The organism is Macrococcus psychrotolerans (assembly GCF_038095555.1).
GTDB classification, from domain to species: domain Bacteria; phylum Bacillota; class Bacilli; order Staphylococcales; family Staphylococcaceae; genus Macrococcoides; species Macrococcoides psychrotolerans.
In genome coordinates this window covers 1,490,374-1,509,450 of sequence record NZ_CP124591.1, presented here as the reverse complement: position 1 = coordinate 1,509,450, position 19,077 = coordinate 1,490,374, and the positions used below count along the sequence as shown (strand labels likewise).

Below are 19,077 nucleotides of genomic sequence, written 5' to 3'. Positions count from 1 at the left end.
TCTTTATGATGCTTTTTCAGTTGAAGTTTCTTCAGATTTCTGTAGTTCTTCGATAGATTGTGCATTCTTCGCACCTTCTGGAATTTCAATTGCTTTTACTTGATTGTACTTATCATATGTTGCTGTTGTCTTCGTGTTCATCTTCTTATCTTTCACTGTCATATTAATATCAGTAATTGTCTTAGTCATCATCAAGTCTCTATCAAATGTGATAGTTGCTTTCCCATCAATATCCTTTAACTGACCTTCAAGTGCTTTAACGGCATCCTCTGAATCCGTTGCTTCACTGAGTTTTTTATATTCATCTAGACCTTTAAATGACTTAGTGATTTCGTAGCCACTGTCTACTGATTTGAACTCACCATCTTTATAGGCGTCTAGTGTTTTAAGCGCTGAGTTATAATCTAGCTGATCAAGCTGATTCTTTACTTGATCTTCCATTACACTCGTAGCATCGATATAGTTCTGACCATCTTGCGTAATAATGACTTTCTTGTCGAATATATACATATCCATCGATCGATTCTGCATATCTGTACTGATCTTAGTCTTGTTTGCATCATCTACAGACATTTCCATCTTTACATTGCTTGTATCACTACCTGATTTTAACTGTGTATCAAGGTTTGCATGATAACTTTTTATAGTTTTCCCTTTTTCCTGAGCCTTTACAACTAATGCTTCTGCATCTTTAACTTCGGGTGCTTTATTTTCAGATGCTGTTTCAGAAGATTTAGATTCAGTAGAGGTTTCAGCTTTCTTTTCTTCAGATTTAGTATCTTCTGTTTTCTTTGTATCTTGTCCGCAAGCAGTAAAGATCAAGGTAGAACCGAGTAATAGTGATAATAACTGTTTAGATTTCATAAAATTCCTCCGATTGATTTAATTAACCTTAGAGTACCATAATTATATTGGGGTTCATAATAACTACTCGTTCTCTGCACTCGGTGCAGTCTGACTTAATTTCTTGCGTTTTGTCGGGTCCAGTCTACGTTCGATAAGACCCAGTATAATGTCTGCAAGCACAGCCATCAGCGCAGTCGGTAACGCACCGGCTAGGATGATTGATGTACCATCTGTGGCGTTTGTTCCGCGGATGATGATGTCACCTAAGCTTTGTGCCCCGATAAATGAGCCGATAGCAGTGACTCCGATTGCGATAACGAGCGCGATACGGATACCTGCGATGATGACTGAGAGGCTGAGGGGTAACTCTACCATGGTCAGCAGTTGGCGTTTTGTCATCCCCATGCCACGGCCAGCATCGACGATATGTTCGTCAACCGCTTTGAGACCTGTATATGTGTTCTTAATAATAGGCAATAAGGCATAGAGGAATACGGCCATAATCACAGTCTTCTTACCAAGCCCCATCGCCAGCATGAGTAGTGCAAGTAAAGCGATGGCAGGAATTGTTTGTATGATATTCGCAATCGAGATTACAGGTGTTACAAGACGTCTATGTCTGGCGATCCATATACCGATTGGTATACCTACTATGGCTGCTAACAGTACACCGTATATACTGATTAGAAAGTGCCCAAGAAAAAGCTGGAAGACGTATCCTGCATTATCCTGGAAGTAATGGATGAACTGTTCGAATGTATTAAGATTCTCCATTATTTCGCACCTCCTTTGAAGTAATTATGTGATTTTAAGTAGGCTTCTGCTACTACTGCAGGTTCTTTCAGGTTATTATCAACTTCATAGTTGAGCTTTTGCATTTGTTCTGTTGAAATCTGATCTTTCATCGATTCTAGCAGCTTTTTAATCTTTGGATCTTTCTTAAGCAGTTCATTAGTCGCCACTGGATTCGCATCATAAGGCGGGAAGAACTGCAGGTCATCTTTTAGTACGACAAGGTTATAACTCTGGATACGTCCATCCGTTGTATATCCAAGGACGACGTCCATCTTGCCTGCATTCACTGCCTCATAGACAAGTCCAATCTGCATCGGCTTAGTGTCTTTAAAGTCAAAGCCATAAGTTTTTTTGAATGCATCAAACCCATCACCTTTACGTTTCATCCACGATGAATCTACGCCAGCACGTAAGTTTTGTGCAACTTTTTTCATATCACTGACCGTCTTCAGGTTATACTTCTTCGCTGTCTCTTTTGTCACCATGAAAGCGTATGTATTCTCGAAGCCGTAAGAATCAAAGTAGTGCTGGTCAAACATTTCTTCAAACCCTTTGACGACAACACTTCTTGCTTTGTCTGGATCTGTGATCGGCTCTTTACCGAGTGGACCTGTTAAATCTGTGCCGGTATAACGGGCAGAAGAGACGTTTGCATCGCCACGCATCATCGCCTGGTGTACTACTGTTCCTGAACCGAGGTTATTGATCAGTTCTACAGGATGATCAGTCTCTTTTTCTATAAGAAGCTTGATCATGTTCGCAAGGATCTGACTTTCGGTCGTATATACTGAGGCGATCTTGACAGTTTCTTTTTGGGTGTTCTGTCCACAGCCGCTAAGCACGAGTAGACAGGATAATAGTATGAGTAATTTCTTCATTTATTTTTCCCCCTTCGACACAACTAATCCACGTGGGGTCGTAATCTTTTCTATATATGCTAATGCGAAGTCTGTAACGAGCGCGAGAAGTGTTACAACGACAGCACCCGCGATAATCAGTTTCGGCTGGTAGAGATTGAGCCCATTAAAGATAAAGTCTCCAAGTCCCCCGGCGCCAATATATGAAGCAAGCGTCGCCCAGCTAATGGCATAGACAGCAGAAAGTCTGATACCGCTCATAATGACCGGGACTGCAAGCGGTAGCTCAACCATACGTAATAGCTGGTTCTGAGTCATGCCCATTGCACGACCTGCTTCTCGTGCATTTTTGTTAACAGACTGTATGCCGAGATAAGTGTTATTGAGTATCGGAAGCAGCACATAGAGAAACAGTGCGATAACAGCGGGTAGTGTACCTATCCCAAAGAAGGGGATCATCATCGCAAGTATCGCTAGCGAAGGTACGGTTTGTAGCACGCTCGTTATAGAGAGTACAACCTTTGCTAGCTTATCAGATTTTGTCAGCACAATGCCGAGCGGTACTGCAACGATGATTGCTGCAAGTAGGCTGAGCAGTGAAATGGAGATATGCTCCCACGTCTTCTCGAGTAGTTCGGCCTGGTTTTCCTGTAAGAATGCTAACATATTATACCTCCTCTAACTCTTCGCCCCAGATAGTGTCATAGACGATATCTACTAAGTTGGCACGAGTAATGACGCCGAGCAGTCTATCGTGCTTATCAAGCACTGGGATAAGACGAATATTACGCTTAAGGATGGTACGCACTGTATCTTGAAGATACACACCAGAACGCACGAAATAGACATTATGGTTCATGATGCGAGACAGGCTTAATGATTTCTTTGCTGCTTCAGATAAGTCTTCAATGTCGACGTAGCCGACTAAGACATTATCATTGTCTGTGATGAGCAATGTATCTACACGACGCTCACGCATAATCTGTATCGCTTCACCTATTGACTTCTCAGCTGTAACAGAGATGGGTTTGACCATTGCTTCATCAACTGTTTTAACGTTAGGCGTCGTCTGGATCAGACGGTTTTCGCCGATGAAGTCGCGCACAAAATCATTTGCTGGACGTCTTAATATATTGTTCGGTGTATCAAGCTGTACGACTTCACCATTACTCATAATGACGATGCGATCTGCTAATTTGATAGCCTCGTCCATATCATGCGTGACCATGATGAAAGTCTTATTGAATTTGACCTGTAGCTCTTTCACTAGATCCTGCAAAGTATCACGTGTAAGTGGATCCAGTGCACCAAAAGGTTCGTCCATCAGAATGATATCCTGATCTGCAGCAAGTGCACGTACGACACCGATACGTTGCTGTTGTCCACCTGAGAGCTGAGAGGGATAGAGGTCAAGATAGGATAATGGAAGATCGACGAGCTGAATCAGTTCTTCAGCTTTCTTGTTCTTGTCCACTTCTGACCATTTCAGCAATTTCGGTACAAGCGTGATGTTGTCACGAATCGTCATATGAGGCAGTAATCCAATCTGCTGGATGACGTAGCCGATTTTACGGCGAAGCTGTACGGGGTTCAGTTCTTTGATATTCTTCCCGTCCAGAGTGATCGTCCCGCTAGTTGGCTCAATCATACGGTTGATCATACGCATCGCAGTTGTCTTACCAGAGCCGCTCGTACCGATGAACGCGATAAACTCTCCTTGCTTGATTGAAATATTTAAATCTGATACTGCTTTTTTACCGCCTTTATAAACTTTCGAGACGTTATTCATTTCTAACATGTCTTCACCTCATAAAATATTTTTTGTGAATAAGTCTTATATAAATATAAAAATTATATACTATAAGTTTGTTTACCCAATTTTTTGATAATATATAGGTAAGGGAGTGGATATAATGAGAATTGCAATTATAGGTGCAGGCGTTGGTGGCATATCTGTGTTGAAGTATCTGCATAAAGAAAAAAAACTGAAAGCTGAGATTACAGTTTTTGATGATAAGAAGTATATGGGGAGTGGACGTGCATTTCAGTACGACGACCCCGAACTGCTGATGAATTATCCTGGAAATCTCATCAGTATGAAACCTAATAAGCAACAAGACTTCATCGACTGGATTCAAAAAAGCGATGTTAACAAAGAGATTCATCTCGATGAAGCGGAGAACACTTCAGCCAATCGTTATTATTCTCGACAATTATTCGGTAAATACATGCAAGAACACTTTGAGAAATTTGCGAACAAGAAGAACGTATCTATTATAACAGACCATGCACGAAATGTTGAGTTTATTAGTCAGGAATATGTCGTTTCCACTCAGCATGAGAAATATTATTTTGATGCTATATTTTTATCTCCAGGCCAGTTTGGACCGATGGATCCTTATCAGCTTGAAGGAACAACGGGCTATTATAAATGGCCGTATCCACTGCATGAGAAGAGCATTGAAGCGAACAAAGATTATGCGGTTATTGGGACAGGCCTTTCGAGTCTCGATATTGTGCGTTACTTTATCGCACATAGCACGAACAAGTTAGCACTTATCAGCCGTGATGGTAAGGTACAGTCGGTCCGTGGTAAGATGCAGAAGGTCAAGTTTAAATATATAACGCATAAGAAACTTGAGAAAATTAAAATGGCGCATCATGGTTATATTCCATTGGAGGAATTAGTAGAAAGGTTCAAAAAAGAGCTTGATGGACTCGGCTTAGATGTAGAGAAGCTACGTATTAATCGTTCAAATCCAGTACGAGCATTAAAATTTGACTTGAGTCATCCAGAAGAGGTCGGGCTGATGCAGTCATTCGTCCTTGAAATAGTCCATATCGCATCGTATATATGGCCATTTATGACACGAGAAGATAAAGCAGCATATCGCAAACACTATGCACCGATACTAGATGATTATGCGAATCCAATGCCTGAAGGAACGGCAGAGGAACTGCTCGATGCCCTTTCTAGTGGACGCGTAGAGATCTATAGCGGAATAACAGACATTGAGTATAAATATAATAAGTTCCGCATTCACACAAAGGATAAAGAGCTACGTGTACATTATGTGTTTAATGCGACAGGCCCAGCAAAAGCTTACAAGGATGCAACTGAACCTAATCCTTTGATTGAAAACCTTGTGAATCAGGACTTGCTGATTGAGCATCCAGATGGAGGTTTCTATGTAACGCCGATCCGCAATCAGGTTATTATGAGAGATGGTGTCATGTCACGCTTCTTTATGCTTGGACAGAAGACATCTGGTGTCAACTACTTAGATAACGGTATAATGGAACTGATTGATGAAGCAAAACGAACAGTTAAAGCTCTAGCTGAAGAGGAGGGATTGGATGTATAGTAAAGCAGATGCTGCATTATGGAGTGGCAGAATAGATGATAATGATAATCGTGCACATTTTAGAAATTTTCAAGTAGCACAAGTAGTAGATGCAGAAGGTGAGCTTACAGAACGATTTGATGTTGGTATACTCGGGTATGCGGTTGATCGTGGTGTCTATCTGAATCAAGGCAGGGTGGGTACGAAGCAAGGGCCTGATGCGATACGTACAAAGTTTGGTAACCTGCCACTGATACATGATTTATCAATTGCTGACTTCGGGAATGTGACGACTGAAGAGAAGTTTGTTGAGAATGTGCAGCATGAATATGCTGAACTCATTGATAAGACGAATGACTATGCTAAGTTCCACCTGTTAATCGGTGGAGGACACGATATTTCTTATGCGCATTTTAAAGGATTGAAAGCTTTATATCCGGAGCAGTCAATCGGTGTCATCAATATTGATGCGCATTTCGATCTGCGCGATAGTGAAAGTGCAACGAGCGGTACAGGATTTAAACAGATACTTGATGAAGATGCAGATGCCGGCTACCTCGTGCTTGGGCTGCAGGAAGCGGGGAACACACAGCATTTATTTGAAGTGGCGGAACAGTATGACGTGAAATATGTGCTCGCTGAAGATATCGACTATGATACGACAGATGAAATCATCCAGTCATTTATCGAGCAGTATGACATTATTATGCTGACGCTATGTCTCGATGTGATTGACAGTGCATATGCACCAGGTGTCAGTGCACCGTGCAGCTTCGGACTTACACCTCAGCAAGTAGAGCGTCTTATAAGAGAAATACTCTCATATGGCAAGACGCGTCACCTAAGCATTGCTGAGATGAATCCAGAATATGATATAGATGGCCGCACTGCAAAGCTTGTCGGCAACATCATGTTTTTTGCAGTGCACCGAAATCCCAATATTTTATAAAGCCATCTATTAAAGAAAGTACTCTCGTGGAGTGCTTTCTTTTTTTGTGGTAATTGATATAGATTGTGCGACTGATGTTCGGACGAATCGTAATCGCATTAAGATGAGATGCATTATGAGACTGATAGTATATTTTAGGGATGACTGCATAACCGATACGCTCATGCACATAGTTAAGCGCCGTTTCAAAACGATCCACTTCAAGCACGATATGGGGCCTGATATTATGCCTTAAGAAATAATCATTTAGATGTTTACGGACTTGAAAGGAGTCATTCGGCAGAATCAGCGGCAGATCGCCTAGATTGACGCTTCTTTTATTATTAAATGTATCGTTTGGTGCAGTGAGGATATAGTCCTCTGAATATAACGGCAGTGAAATAATGTCATCATGGATAAGCTGTTCATTTGATAATGCGATATGGACATCATAATTGGTGATGGCCTGTGTGATCGCATCTGTCGTCAATATTTCTCTGATCATATAATGCTGATCTGTATCATGCTCTTTATGCTGCGCGATAACAGTGCTTACCCATTTACTTGCAGACTCTAATATACCGATTTTAATTTTAGGGTTATTGCTGTAATTTAAGTCATACATCTGTTCGACCGTCTGCTGATATTTATGTACAATATCTTTTGCATACTGATAGAACAGAATACCACGCTCCGTAATCTTGATTTCCTTCGTACTTCTCGTCAATAGCTTGTATCCTATTTCCGCTTCCAGCTTCTTGATTGCAGCCGTTAACGATGGCTGACTAATATGCAGATACGCACTCGCTTTCGTGAAACTTTGATGTTCAACAACCGCAATATAATATTCGAAATGTAGAATTTTCACAGTTCACGCTCCTTTTATAGTTAAATTCTATTAATAATTAGTTTATTTATATTAGATAACTATATAATAGCAGATTATAATAAGTAACGAGTACAATAAACTGAAAATTTAAATAAATGGAGGCGATTATAATGAGAAATATTAGAGCAAAGAAAGGTTTAGAAATCGAATGTAAAGGCTGGGAGCAAGAAGCGGTATTACGTATGCTCTATAACAACCTAGATCCAGAAGTTGCAGAGCACCCTGAAGACTTAGTTGTCTATGGGGGTATCGGTAAAGCAGCACGTAACTGGGAAAGCTTCGATGCGATTGTTGAAAGCTTGCGTAATTTAGAAAAGGATGAAACGTTACTTGTTCAGTCTGGTAAACCCGTCGCAGTGTTTAAGACGCACGACCAGGCACCACGTGTATTATTATCTAACTCTGTATTAGTTCCGAAATGGGCAAACTGGGAGCATTTCAATGAATTAGATAAAAAAGGCTTGATGATGTACGGGCAGATGACTGCAGGAAGCTGGATCTATATCGGTTCCCAAGGGATTGTGCAAGGAACGTACGAAACATTCGGAGAACTTGCAAATCAGCATTTCAATGGAGACTTAGCAGGTACGATTACATTAACTGCAGGACTTGGTGGTATGGGCGGAGCTCAACCGCTTGCTGTCACGATGAATGGTGGGGTAGTTATCGGTATAGATGTCGATGAAAGCCGTATCGATAAACGTATTGAAACGTGTTACTGTGATGTGAAGACGCATAGTGTAGACGAAGCGATTCGCCTGGCGACTGAAGCGAAAGACAAGAAGGAGGCATTATCAATCGGACTTGTTGGTAATGCTGTCGATGTCTATAAAGAACTATTAGATAAAGACTTTAAAGTTGATATCGTAACAGATCAGACAAGTGCCCATGACCCATTAAACGGTTATGTACCAGTTGAATACACGTTCGAAGAAACAGTGAGGATGCGTAAGGAAAATCCTGAAGAAGTTGTTCGTCTAGCGAAGAAATCGATGGCGAAACACGTTGAATACATGCTTGAGTACAAAAAACGTGGCGCAGTTGCATTCGATTACGGAAATAATATCCGTCAAGTTGCATTTGACGAAGGTGTTACAGATGCATTCAGCTTCCCAGGATTCGTACCAGCATACATTCGTCCGCTATTCTGCGAAGGAAAAGGACCGTTCCGCTTTGCAGCATTAAGCGGGGATCCAAAAGATATTGAACGCGCAGATGAAGAGATGCGTAAATTATTCCCTGATAATAAGAAATTAATGCGCTGGTTAGACTTAGCAAGTGAGAAGATTGCATTCCAGGGATTACCATCTCGTATCGCTTGGCTCGGATACGGTGAACGCGCTAAGATGGGGTTAGCACTAAATAAACTTGTTGAAACTGGAGAGATTTCTGCGCCTATCGTTATCGGTCGTGATCACTTAGATGCAGGAAGTGTTGCAAGTCCGAACCGTGAAACAGAAAGCATGCAAGATGGCAGTGATGCAGTGGGAGACTGGGCAGTATTGAACGCACTGATCAACACTGCAGCTGGTGGATCATGGATTTCATTTCACCACGGTGGCGGCGTAGGTATGGGATATTCATTACATGCTGGCATGGTTGTTGTAGCAGATGGCACGAAAAACGCTGAAGAACGATTACAACGTGTGCTCACAACGGACCCAGGTATGGGTGTAGTGCGTCATGTTGACGCGGGATATGATATTGCGGTTAATGTTGCGAAAGAAAAAGGCATCAATGTACCAATGCTTGACAAATAATAGATGGGGATGGTTATGATGAATGATTTAATAATTCAGAACATTAGTGAACTAATCTTACCGAAGAAGACAGACAAACCTTTGAAGGGTGCGGAACTTGCAGACCTTAAAATTATAGAGAACGGAACGGTCGTTATTAAAGATGGCAAGATTGTTTATGCCGGAGAATTTAATGATGAGTATGTAGCAAGTGAAACGATTGATGCGAAAGGAAAGACAGTATCACCAGCACTCGTCGATGCGCATACACATTTAGTGCACGGCGGCTCACGTGAACACGAAATGAGCTTGAAACGCCAAGGTGTGTCATATCTTGAAATTCTTGAGCAAGGTGGGGGCATTCACTCTACAGTGAAAGCAACACGTGAAGCGAGTGAAGATGAGTTGTTCGAAAAAGCAGAGCATGAATTACTGCGCATGATTCATCACGGTGTACTCAGTGTTGAAAGTAAAAGTGGATATGGTTTAAGTTTAGAGCATGAGTTAAAACAGTTACGCGTTTCAAAAAGATTACAGGAAAAGTACGGCATCAACATGAAACATACGTACCTTGGACCACACGCTGTACCGAAAGATAAAGACAGCGACGTGTTTATTAAAGAATGTATCAATGATTTAGAGCAAGTGAACGATTTAGCAGACTTTGCGGATATCTTCTGTGAAACAGGCGTGTTCACAATCGATCAGTCTCGTGAATACATGCAGGCAGCGAAAGAGCATGGCTTACCAGTGAAAATCCATGCCGATGAAATCGACCCGCTTGGTGGATTAGAACTTGCTATCGAAGAGAATGCCATCAGTGCGGACCACTTAGTAGCAGCAAGTGAAAAAGGAAAAGAGATGCTAAAAGATAGCGATACAGTCGCAGTATTATTACCGGGAACAACGTTCTACCTCGATAAAAATGAATACGCAGACGCACGTGGTATGTTAGACAATAACGGTGCCATTGCAATTGCGACGGACTACAATCCAGGAAGCTGCGTAACGAGTAACTTACAGATGGTGATGAGCATTGCTGCACTGAAACTCAAGTTATCACCGAAAGAAATCTGGAATGCCGTTACAGTCAATGCTGCGAAAGCTATTGGGTTAGACGCTGGAACAATCGATGTAGGTGATGAAGCGAATATAGTGGTGTGGCATGCGAAGAACCATGAGTATATACCATATCAATATGGTGTTAACCATGCCGAGAAAGTGATTCATAAAGGGAAAGTCATTGTTGAGAATGAATTTAAGTTGAAATAGTACGATGTATCACCCTCAATTTTAAGTTGAGGGTGATTTTTTTATAGGGAGTATCGGATAGGGGAGCGAATTGAGTTGGCTCACAAAAAATAAACATGAGCCAAGATGCTGCTCACTGCGTATAGAGAACCACCAAGTTGGCTCACAAAAAATAAACATGAGCCAAGATGACGTTCACCGCGTATAGAGAACCGCCAAGTTGGCTCATAAAAAATAAACATGAGCCAAGATGCTGCTCACTGCGTATAGAGAACCACCAAGTTGGCTCACAAAAAATAAACATGAGCCAAGATGCTGCTCACTGCGTATAGAGAACCACCAAGTTGGCTCATAAAAAATAAACATGAGCCAAGATGACGTTCACTGCGTATAGAGAACCACCAAGTTGGCTCATAAAAAATAAACATGAGCCAAGATGACGTTCACCGCGTATAGAGAACCGCCAAGTTGGCTCATAAAAAATAAACATGAGCCAAGATGACGTTCACTGCGTATAGAGAACCACCAAGTTGGCTCATAAAAAATAAACATGAGCCAAGATGACGTTCACTGCGTATAGAGAACCACCAAGTTGGCTCATAAAAAATAAACATGAGCCAAGATGACGTTCACCGCGTATAGAGAACCGCCAAGTTGGCTCATAAAAAATAAACATGAGCCAAGATGACGTTCACTGCGTATCAAGGACACTTCTCAGCTATCACACCTCAGCATCGCCACCTAAAACATCCGAAATCTTTCCATTGATTTTTCGGTCAAACTTCGATACGATTAACTTGTCGTAATTGACAGACAAGTTAATAACATTCTTTCGGGGCAGGGTGAAATTCCCAACCGGCGGTGATAGCCCGCGACCCTTATGCACTGCATAAGGCTGACTCTTTGAAAATCAGAGGCCGACAGTTAAAGTCTGGATGGGAGAAAGAATAAGGATACCATTAATCGATGGTTTATTTGTTGATAACTTAAAACTCGACGATATCCATTTTATGGTCTTATTTGTTGAACCTAAATTTCCAATCTCCCGAGCATATTTTGTTCGGGAGATTTTTTTATAGGAGGAACAGATGTATATTAACAAAGCATTTGAATTAGTGAAATGGACAGAAGGACAGACAGGTATGAATCCGACAGTCGGCTGTGTCATCGTGAAAGATGATCGCATTGTTGGCATCGGTGCGCATCTGACTGAAGGTGAGGCACATGCTGAAGTGAATGCGATTCATATGGCAGGGACTCATGCGCAAGGTGCGACACTTTATTGCACGCTTGAGCCGTGCAGTCATCATGGGAAGACGCCACCTTGTACTGAAAAGATCGTCGCTGCTGGCATAAGCAAGGTTGTCTATGCAGCGTCAGATGTAACTCTATCATCAGGTGTAAGCTATATGCAGTCTAAAGGCATTGAAGTTGAAAAGGTAGAAGATGACGCAATCGCTGCGTTTTACGCGCCATTTTTCACGAGTAAAACATCTTCACTACCATATGTCACAATTAAGATGGCAACAACGATTGATGGTAAAACTGCCGATGATGAAAGTATAAGCAAATGGATTACGAACGATAAATCTCGTGCACATGCGCATCAAGTGCGCTACGGGATGGATGCGATTATGGTTGGGTACAATACATATAAAAAGGATACGCCGACCCTTGATGCGAGACTTTACAAAGATAAACGCATTAAAAAAGTCATCGTTACAAATGGTCCGTTTGTATTAAATACACAAGACGATAACGATTATGATAGGTCGCGTTTAATCATCGTTTCAGCCATCGATCAGCATATCGATGGTATTACGGTCATCCATGTCCCGCGCTTAAGTCCAGAAGATATATTAAAAGCGCTTTATAATGAGCGCATCCGTAATTTATTAATTGAAGGCGGAATGCAGACCATCCGCACATTTATAGAAGCAAAGTGTTATAACGAAATACACCACTACATTGCCCCGAAACTGTTAGGTGGAACTTCAAAACATCAGTTTTTAACGACTGATACTCTTTCCTCAATGCGTGATATGACGCATTTTAATCTTGTCTCTGTAAATCAGTTCGACGACGACGTACTCCTTATTTACAGAAAGGCGTGATCTCTTGTTTACAGGTATCGTAGAAGAAGTCGGTACAATTTCTCAGATAAAGCAGCAAAGTGATACGACAGTGATGATGATTAACTGTCAGGAAATATTATCCGATATACATATCGGTGATTCAATCAGCGTGAACGGTGTATGTTTAACGGTAACGTCATTTAATGCGCAATCGTTTACCGTAGACATCGTGCGTGGAACTAGTGCGATTACGCTTTTTCATACGATGAAAGCCGGCACTCAAGTAAATCTTGAACGTGCATTACTGCCGACGACGCGTCTTGGTGGCCACTTCGTCAGTGGACATATCGACACTAGTGTCTCAGTAAAACGTATCCAGCATAATGAAAAGACATATATTATCGAACTGGAACTACCACCACAGTTTAAGAACAACGTCATTCCGAAAGGTTCTATTGCAGTGAACGGCGTTTCACTCACGATCTTTGAACTGACGAATTCAATCACATTAAATATTATTCCTGAAACGGTACGCAGCACGATGCTTAATACACTTAAGACTGGCGATAAAGTGCATATCGAATTTGATATGCTTGGCAAATATATTCTAAATCAGACGAAGTCGAGTGATACACTCACTTTATCTAAACTGGAGATGATGATGTAATGTTTGATTCCATTGAAGAAGCACTGCAAGATTTGAAACTTGGTAAACCTATAATCGTAGTTGACGATGAAGACCGTGAAAACGAAGGGGATTTGATTGCAATCACAGACTTTATGTCTGAAGAGACGATTAACTTTATGATCACACATGCGAGAGGTCTTGTCTGTGCGCCGATTTCTCACGCACTTAACGACACACTAGGACTGCTACCGATGACCATGAACAACCAGGATCCGAATAAGACGGCATTCACAATCAGTATCGATCATAAAGATACGACGACAGGTATCAGTGCGAAGGAACGTTTTATGACAGTGAAAGCACTGGCAGATAATAATGTCACGTTAGCTCAATTTAACCAGCCGGGTCATATCTTCCCGCTCATTGCACAGCAAGGTGGCGTACTTAAACGAAAAGGTCATACAGAAGCTTGTGTGGATCTGGCAAAGCTCTCTGGTGCAAGCGAGACGGGCGTCATCTGTGAAATTATTAAAGATGATGGGACGATGGCAAGACGTGATGACTTAGTCATTTACAAAGAAAATCATGACCTGAAGATGATTACAATCGATGCCATCATTGACTATATTAAGTCAACGAAGCCACTTGTCACACGAGAAGCGAAAGTACGTATGCCGACAGATTTCGGTACATTTCAGATGTATGGCTATAAAGAAATTTACTCGGATAAAGAACATGTCGCTTATGTGAAACCTTACAAAGGCATCCCTCATATACGCATCCATTCAGAATGCTTAACAGGTGATGTCTTCCATAGTAAACGTTGTGATTGCGGCAAGCAGCTTGAAGAAGCGATGCAGCATATTGATAAGCACGGCGGTATACTACTTTATTTAAGACAGGAAGGCCGCGGTATCGGACTTATTAATAAATTGAAAGCATATGAAAAAATAGAAGCGGGCATGGATACGGTAGAAGCAAATCACGCGCTAGGATTTGGGAGCGACTTGCGCGACTATGCAGTTGCAGCATCAATGTTACGTGATCTCGGTGTTCATAAAGTGGAGTTACTGACGAATAATCCACGCAAAATTGATGGATTAAAACGCTATGGCATTGAAGTGATTGAACGTATTCCCCATCAATTTCAAAGTGTTGATGAAAATAAAGATTATCTAGAAACAAAAAAACAAAAACTAGGACATTTACTAAAGGAGAATTTAATATGAACTATAGTGCAAAGTTAACAGGTGAAGGTTTAAAGATTGCAGTCATTACATCACGTTTTAATCATTTTATTACAGACCGCCTGACTGAAGGTGCAATCGATACTTTAGAACGACACGGTGTAGTTAAAGAGGATATCGATACATTTTTAGTGCCAGGTGCCTTTGAACTTCCTTTTGTAGCGTCTAAGCTTGCACAAAAGAAAAAGTACGATGCAGTTATAACGTTAGGTTGTGTTATACGCGGGGCAACGACACATTATGATTATGTATGTAATGAAGCGGCAAAAGGTATTGCAAAAGCCGGAGAATACGGTACACCGGTCATCTTCGGAGTAGTAACAACTGAAAGTATTGAACAGGCGATTGAAAGAGCAGGAACAAAAGCAGGGAATAAAGGTGGAGATGCTGCAATCAGTGCGATTGAAATGGCAAACTTGAATAAGATGATGGATGAATTATAAAACGAACCCCATGTGATATTTCACATGGGGTCTATTTTATTTTCTTTTTAATAATTTCGATAATGCGATGATACCAACTGCAGCACCTGCTGCAATACCAGCATTCTTCTTCACTTCAGGTGTTGCGACGGATTTGTACACAAGCTGTAAGTTTTGCGGACGCTCAGCTAAGCGACGCATGAAGTAACCGTACCAGTCTTGTCCGTAAGGTACGTATGTACAGAAATTATATCCTGAATTTGCTATCTCTACTTGAAGCTCAGAGCGGAAACCATACAGCATCTGGAATTCGATTAAGTCTTTGTTTAAGTTATGCTGTGCAATAAATTTCTTCACGTGATCGATAATGTTATGATCATGTGTTGCGATTGAAGTCATTGCTTTCGCATTTAATAGACGTTGCTCGATGATCTTGATATAGTTCGCATCGATCTCTTCTTTTGATTGGTATGCTATTGATGCATCTTCTTTATATGCACCTTTTACAAGGCGTAGACGTACGTCCTGATATTTATCAATTTCTTCAGAAGCACGGAAAAGGTAAGCCTGAATGACAGTACCGACATTTTTAAATTCACCTTTTAAACGATCTAACATTTCGAATGTCTGTACAGTGTGACTGTAATCTTCAGTGTCCATATTCACATGCATATTGCCGCATTCATAAGCTTTCATTAAGATCTCACGAACGTTTTCATAGCAGAACTCAGGGTCAACATCCAATCCAATCTGTGTTAACTTAATCGACATATGTGCATCAACACCTGTGTCATAAATCGCCTGGATCATTTCTAGAATATTATTCTTAGCAGCTGTCGCTTCTTCTTTTGAGAAGACGAATTCTCCTAAGTTATCCACCGTAGCAGAGATATTTTTTGCGTTTAATGCGCGGATAGATTCGATTGTCGTCTCAATATCTGTTCCGGCAACAACTTTATGTGCCCCTAATGCTAAACCATATTTCTTAGCTGCTGTATTCAATGTTTCGTTCTCACTTAGTTTGATGAAAAAATCTCTTGTTAAACCCATTTTACATCCTCCTTGTAGTCTTTCATTATTTTAATAATAATGAAAACGCTTTAAAAGGTCAAAAGAATTTTGTGGATTATTTATTAATTTGTGTAAAAATTCCTTTAATAAATATTGTGAATTATTGAAAATATTATTAACTCGTGTAAAATGAGTATTGCTATGAACCACAAGCGGTGCCTATTGTGCTGAGATGATACGCTTGAACCTGTAAGGTAATGCTTGCGCAGGAATGTGGCTTCTGGTTCATAAGCAATGAAAGGAGATTGGTTATGAACAGAGAGAGAACGGTCATATTGCTAGAAATTGCCATGATGGCAGCATTTGCAATGGTGCTGGACTTTATTGATTCACAGATTAAAGGGATATTCTTCGGGTTAAGCTTGAGCTTCTCGATGGTACCCGTGTTATTACTGTCATTCAGAAGAGGTGTTAAAGCAGGGATGACGGCAGGATTCTTATGGGGATTACTGCAGATTGCAGTTGGAGATGCAGCAGGTAGTATCGTACATCCCCTACAGGGCTTTCTTGATTATGCGTTCGCATTTACATTGATTGGACTCGCAGGACTTGCTGGACAGCCAGTCAATAAAATGAAGATTGTAATCTTTACGGCACTTGCAGTTTTCGCGCGCTACTTCATTCATTTCTTGTCGGGATGGGTATATTTTGGAGCTTATGCGCCAAAAGGGCAGCCGGCATGGTTGTATTCATTGCTCTATAACGGACAAATTGCACTTATTAACGGTATCACATGTATTATTATTCTGGTAATCCTGTTCACTGTAGCCCCGAGATTATTTAGTGTGGCAAATTATAACAAATATTAAGCTCTAGTCTTCGGACGGAGCTTTTTTATGTTCCGTGATAAAATCAGATTGGACAGGTTCAGAGCTTATTTCTATAAAGAATGGTAATGAGATAATTGTTAAAAATGCGATAACAACCTTTTTCAGTAGTTTCATCATGAGCCCCCTCTTAAATTAATTTAATTGTAGCGAAATATTGTAAATATCCGTTAAAAGAAAGATTAATTTATTGTATAGGATTGTAAATCTTCTTTATTGAGTACAATCTAAAGTGAAATTGTTATAATAAGTAGAAATAAATTAAAGGAGTATTGGGATGAGAGATCTAGGGGTATATTTCGGAACATTTGCACCATGTCATGTAGGACATCTTGAACAGATTATTCGCGCAAAACGTGAGAATAAAAATGCACTTGTCATCGTTTCTGGTTATGATGATGACAGAGGAGATAAAGTAGGAATGAGCTTGATGAATCGTGTGAAGGCAATGCGTGAACTGCTAAAGGACGATGAAAATGTAACCGTGGTCACACTCGATGAAACGAATATTCCAAGGTATCCGGCTGGATGGGCACCATGGCTTGATTTATTACGAGATAAGATTCAGTCACAAGCAGTAAGCCTGGATTTACCGATGGAATCTGTAACGTTTTATGTGGGAGAAGAGGAGTATATTGAACCACTGGATACATATTTCACGGAAGCGTTTCTAGAAAGTGAGATACAAATTACAAAGGTAGATCGCAGAATTACCGGTATCAGCGGAACGTCGATACGTGAGAATCCGATTTTAAACTGGGATTTTGTAACACGCCCTTTCCGAAGATTCTTCGTTAAAAATATATTGATAATCGGAACGGCAAGTACAGGAAAGACAACGCTCGTGAGAGACTTAGCAAGACGCTATTCAACCTCATATTCTTTGGAATATTCAAGAGAGTATCAGACAACAAGACAAGTCCGCGATGATGAACTGGATATAAAGGACTTACACACAATTGGAATTGGTCAGTTTGAGTTGAATCGTAAACACATTCATTCTCCAGGAACGCGTAAAGTATTCTTCGCAGATACAGATGTGATGACGACGAAGCTTTATACGAAACTCTATGCACCTAAAGAAGATTATGAGAAGATTGCACCCGTATTTGATTACTATATCTCACTTCAGACATGGGCGCTCATTATCGTATTACCACCAACAACGAATTATGTAGATGACGGTTTCAGAGATATGTCGATGGCAGACGAAAAGGCACGCCTTGATATGCATCAAATGTTTCTGGATGAAATTAAATATCATGGTCTGGAAGATAAGATGGTCGTATTAAAAGGGGACAGTTTCCAGGAGAAGTACGAAGAAGCACACTGTCTTGTTGACGCAATACTTGCAGATGGCAAAGATAACTAAGGAGATGGGATATGTTTTTAGTTAAGGACTTTAGAGGTTTCACAACTTATGAGAAAGTGTTCTTCGGTTTATTCATGCTCGTACAAGTAGCGATACTGGTTTACTTCAGAATCGTAGATGGTACGACAGACTGGCTGAATGTAGTAGCGAGTGTGACATTGGTACTATGTCTTATCATGAGCGCAAAAGGAAGATTATCAACATTCGTATATGGTTTAATCAGTGTCTCTTTGTATGGATGGATTAGTTACCAACATGGTCTATATGGAGAAGTTGGATTACAAGTTGTCTTTATTGTGTTTCAATTCTTAGGTTTCGCAACTTGGGTTAAAAATAGACACTCAGATCACATTACCGACGATCCGGAAGTAATGGATGTCGATACTAAAGGACTTGATTCTAAAGGATGGATATCAACAGCAATTTTTACAGTAATATTGTATGCAGCAATATCAACAGTGTTAACGATGATACATGCAAAACAGCCATATTTAGATAGTCTGAATGTAAGTTTAAACATTATTGGACAAACATTGATGACATTAAGATTTAAAGAGCAATGGTTCTTCTGGATGGCAGTTAATGTAGTATCTATTTCATTATGGGTTAGAGCAATGATGTTAAATGGTGAAGTAGATGCAACGAGTGTAACTATGGCAGTTATGTGGCTTGCTTCATTAATTAACAGTGTGTATGGATATTACAACTGGAAAAAATTACAGAACATTCATGTTGTATCTTAAAAATGAAACCGGCAGTGAAGTGCACCCCTAAAGTTGAACCTTA

General features: G+C 40.6%; 19 protein-coding genes and 1 riboswitch. Of the genes, 11 read left to right on the top strand and 8 right to left on the bottom strand.

Features of this window, described 5'->3' with window-relative positions; translation table 11 throughout:
• Positions 1–3: 3 nt before the first annotated feature.
• From QA539_RS07690 to QA539_RS07670, 5 genes are all read right to left on the bottom strand, one after another.
• Positions 4–864 (bottom strand): DUF6612 family protein, encoded by an 861-nt coding sequence (locus QA539_RS07690; RefSeq protein WP_419895030.1) that lies wholly within the window; start codon positions 862–864, stop codon positions 4–6.
• A 63-nt stretch (positions 865–927) separates the two neighbouring features.
• Complete coding sequence (locus QA539_RS07685; RefSeq protein ID WP_219492818.1) at positions 928–1,620, bottom strand: ABC transporter permease; 693 nt, start codon at positions 1,618–1,620, stop codon at positions 928–930.
• Complete coding sequence (locus tag QA539_RS07680) at positions 1,620–2,519, bottom strand: osmoprotectant ABC transporter substrate-binding protein (RefSeq protein WP_219492816.1); 900 nt, start codon at positions 2,517–2,519, stop codon at positions 1,620–1,622. The genes QA539_RS07685 and QA539_RS07680 overlap by 1 nt, the downstream gene beginning before the upstream one ends.
• On the bottom strand, positions 2,520–3,164 hold the full coding sequence (locus QA539_RS07675) for an ABC transporter permease (RefSeq protein WP_101141559.1): 645 nt from the start codon (positions 3,162–3,164) through the stop codon (positions 2,520–2,522).
• 1 nt (position 3,165) lies between these two features.
• Positions 3,166–4,296 (bottom strand): betaine/proline/choline family ABC transporter ATP-binding protein, encoded by a 1,131-nt coding sequence (locus tag QA539_RS07670; protein ID WP_219492814.1) that lies wholly within the window; start codon positions 4,294–4,296, stop codon positions 3,166–3,168.
• Between the two features lie 115 nt (positions 4,297–4,411).
• Here QA539_RS07670 and QA539_RS07665 point away from each other — a divergent pair, with 115 nt between their 5' ends.
• Together QA539_RS07665 and hutG are read left to right on the top strand one after the other, a co-directional pair.
• A complete protein-coding gene (locus QA539_RS07665) occupies positions 4,412–5,863 on the top strand; it encodes an FAD/NAD(P)-binding protein (RefSeq protein WP_419895029.1) in 1,452 nt (483 codons plus the stop codon).
• On the top strand, positions 5,856–6,791 hold the full coding sequence (gene hutG / locus QA539_RS07660) for a formimidoylglutamase (RefSeq protein ID WP_219492811.1): 936 nt from the start codon (positions 5,856–5,858) through the stop codon (positions 6,789–6,791). The genes QA539_RS07665 and hutG overlap by 8 nt, the downstream gene beginning before the upstream one ends.
• On the opposite strand, the gene QA539_RS07655 is transcribed toward hutG, so the two are convergent.
• Positions 6,751–7,638: a LysR family transcriptional regulator gene (locus tag QA539_RS07655; protein ID WP_219492809.1), complete on the bottom strand. Its 888-nt coding sequence runs from the start codon at positions 7,636–7,638 to the stop codon at positions 6,751–6,753. The two genes, hutG and QA539_RS07655, sit on opposite strands and share 41 nt — an antisense overlap.
• A gap of 131 nt (positions 7,639–7,769) precedes the next feature.
• Here QA539_RS07655 and hutU point away from each other — a divergent pair, with 131 nt between their 5' ends.
• The 6 genes from hutU to ribE all read left to right on the top strand — a co-directional run bounded on the left by hutU (position 7,770) and on the right by ribE (position 15,042).
• Positions 7,770–9,419, top strand: a complete 1,650-nt coding sequence (gene hutU, locus QA539_RS07650; RefSeq protein WP_219492808.1) for a urocanate hydratase — start codon at positions 7,770–7,772, stop codon at positions 9,417–9,419.
• Between the two features lie 18 nt (positions 9,420–9,437).
• Positions 9,438–10,670 carry an imidazolonepropionase gene (gene hutI, locus QA539_RS07645; protein ID WP_219492806.1) on the top strand — a complete coding sequence of 411 codons (1,233 nt, stop codon included), beginning with the start codon at positions 9,438–9,440 and terminating at the stop codon, positions 10,668–10,670.
• A gap of 803 nt (positions 10,671–11,473) precedes the next feature.
• Positions 11,474–11,600, top strand: a riboswitch (FMN riboswitch).
• A 137-nt stretch (positions 11,601–11,737) separates the two neighbouring features.
• Positions 11,738–12,763 (top strand): bifunctional diaminohydroxyphosphoribosylaminopyrimidine deaminase/5-amino-6-(5-phosphoribosylamino)uracil reductase RibD, encoded by a 1,026-nt coding sequence (gene ribD, locus QA539_RS07640; RefSeq protein ID WP_219492804.1) that lies wholly within the window; start codon positions 11,738–11,740, stop codon positions 12,761–12,763.
• Positions 12,764–12,767: 4 nt separating this feature from the next.
• The gene (locus QA539_RS07635) at positions 12,768–13,391 is read left to right on the top strand and encodes a riboflavin synthase (protein WP_219492801.1); all 624 of its coding nucleotides are present in this window, start codon (positions 12,768–12,770) and stop codon (positions 13,389–13,391) included.
• Positions 13,391–14,581 (top strand): 3,4-dihydroxy-2-butanone-4-phosphate synthase, encoded by a 1,191-nt coding sequence (ribB, locus tag QA539_RS07630; RefSeq protein WP_219492798.1) that lies wholly within the window; start codon positions 13,391–13,393, stop codon positions 14,579–14,581. Before QA539_RS07635 ends, ribB begins: the two co-directional genes overlap by 1 nt.
• Positions 14,578–15,042, top strand: coding sequence for a 6,7-dimethyl-8-ribityllumazine synthase (ribE, locus tag QA539_RS07625; protein WP_099483721.1), 465 nt, complete (start codon positions 14,578–14,580; stop codon positions 15,040–15,042). The genes ribB and ribE overlap by 4 nt, the downstream gene beginning before the upstream one ends.
• A 36-nt stretch (positions 15,043–15,078) precedes the next feature.
• On the opposite strand, the gene QA539_RS07620 is transcribed toward ribE, so the two are convergent.
• On the bottom strand, positions 15,079–16,071 hold the full coding sequence (locus tag QA539_RS07620) for a proline dehydrogenase family protein (protein WP_219492795.1): 993 nt from the start codon (positions 16,069–16,071) through the stop codon (positions 15,079–15,081).
• Positions 16,072–16,343: 272 nt separating this feature from the next.
• Between QA539_RS07620 and thiT the strand changes: the two genes are divergently transcribed.
• Positions 16,344–16,901 carry an energy-coupled thiamine transporter ThiT gene (thiT, locus tag QA539_RS07615; RefSeq protein WP_219492792.1) on the top strand — a complete coding sequence of 186 codons (558 nt, stop codon included), beginning with the start codon at positions 16,344–16,346 and terminating at the stop codon, positions 16,899–16,901.
• 3 nt (positions 16,902–16,904) lie between these two features.
• Here the strand turns inward: thiT and QA539_RS07610 are convergent, their stop codons facing one another.
• Positions 16,905–17,036, bottom strand: a complete 132-nt coding sequence (locus QA539_RS07610) for a hypothetical protein (protein ID WP_256447888.1) — start codon at positions 17,034–17,036, stop codon at positions 16,905–16,907.
• 160 nt (positions 17,037–17,196) lie between these two features.
• On the opposite strand from QA539_RS07610, the gene QA539_RS07605 reads away from it, so the two are divergent.
• Both QA539_RS07605 and pnuC read left to right on the top strand, forming a co-directional pair.
• Positions 17,197–18,291 (top strand): AAA family ATPase, encoded by a 1,095-nt coding sequence (locus QA539_RS07605; protein WP_283721998.1) that lies wholly within the window; start codon positions 17,197–17,199, stop codon positions 18,289–18,291.
• An 11-nt stretch (positions 18,292–18,302) separates the two neighbouring features.
• Positions 18,303–19,034 carry a nicotinamide riboside transporter PnuC gene (gene pnuC / locus QA539_RS07600; protein WP_120785820.1) on the top strand — a complete coding sequence of 244 codons (732 nt, stop codon included), beginning with the start codon at positions 18,303–18,305 and terminating at the stop codon, positions 19,032–19,034.
• Positions 19,035–19,077: the final 43 nt, after the last annotated feature.

Coding starts and splice junctions, on each gene's coding strand:
- thiT (WP_219492792.1), top strand. CDS start 16,344: ATGAACAGAGAGAGAACGGTCATATTGCTAGAAATTGCCATGATGGCA.
- QA539_RS07675 (WP_101141559.1), bottom strand. CDS start 3,164: ATGTTAGCATTCTTACAGGAAAACCAGGCCGAACTACTCGAGAAGACG.
- QA539_RS07665 (WP_419895029.1), top strand. CDS start 4,412: ATGAGAATTGCAATTATAGGTGCAGGCGTTGGTGGCATATCTGTGTTG.
- pnuC (WP_120785820.1), top strand. CDS start 18,303: ATGTTTTTAGTTAAGGACTTTAGAGGTTTCACAACTTATGAGAAAGTG.
- QA539_RS07620 (WP_219492795.1), bottom strand. CDS start 16,071: ATGGGTTTAACAAGAGATTTTTTCATCAAACTAAGTGAGAACGAAACA.
- ribE (WP_099483721.1), top strand. CDS start 14,578: ATGAACTATAGTGCAAAGTTAACAGGTGAAGGTTTAAAGATTGCAGTC.
- QA539_RS07680 (WP_219492816.1), bottom strand. CDS start 2,519: ATGAAGAAATTACTCATACTATTATCCTGTCTACTCGTGCTTAGCGGC.
- hutG (WP_219492811.1), top strand. CDS start 5,856: ATGTATAGTAAAGCAGATGCTGCATTATGGAGTGGCAGAATAGATGAT.
- QA539_RS07670 (WP_219492814.1), bottom strand. CDS start 4,296: ATGTTAGAAATGAATAACGTCTCGAAAGTTTATAAAGGCGGTAAAAAA.
- QA539_RS07685 (WP_219492818.1), bottom strand. CDS start 1,620: ATGGAGAATCTTAATACATTCGAACAGTTCATCCATTACTTCCAGGAT.
- QA539_RS07690 (WP_419895030.1), bottom strand. CDS start 864: ATGAAATCTAAACAGTTATTATCACTATTACTCGGTTCTACCTTGATC.
- hutU (WP_219492808.1), top strand. CDS start 7,770: ATGAGAAATATTAGAGCAAAGAAAGGTTTAGAAATCGAATGTAAAGGC.
- ribD (WP_219492804.1), top strand. CDS start 11,738: ATGTATATTAACAAAGCATTTGAATTAGTGAAATGGACAGAAGGACAG.
- QA539_RS07610 (WP_256447888.1), bottom strand. CDS start 17,036: ATGAAACTACTGAAAAAGGTTGTTATCGCATTTTTAACAATTATCTCA.
- hutI (WP_219492806.1), top strand. CDS start 9,438: ATGAATGATTTAATAATTCAGAACATTAGTGAACTAATCTTACCGAAG.
- ribB (WP_219492798.1), top strand. CDS start 13,391: ATGTTTGATTCCATTGAAGAAGCACTGCAAGATTTGAAACTTGGTAAA.
- QA539_RS07605 (WP_283721998.1), top strand. CDS start 17,197: ATGAGAGATCTAGGGGTATATTTCGGAACATTTGCACCATGTCATGTA.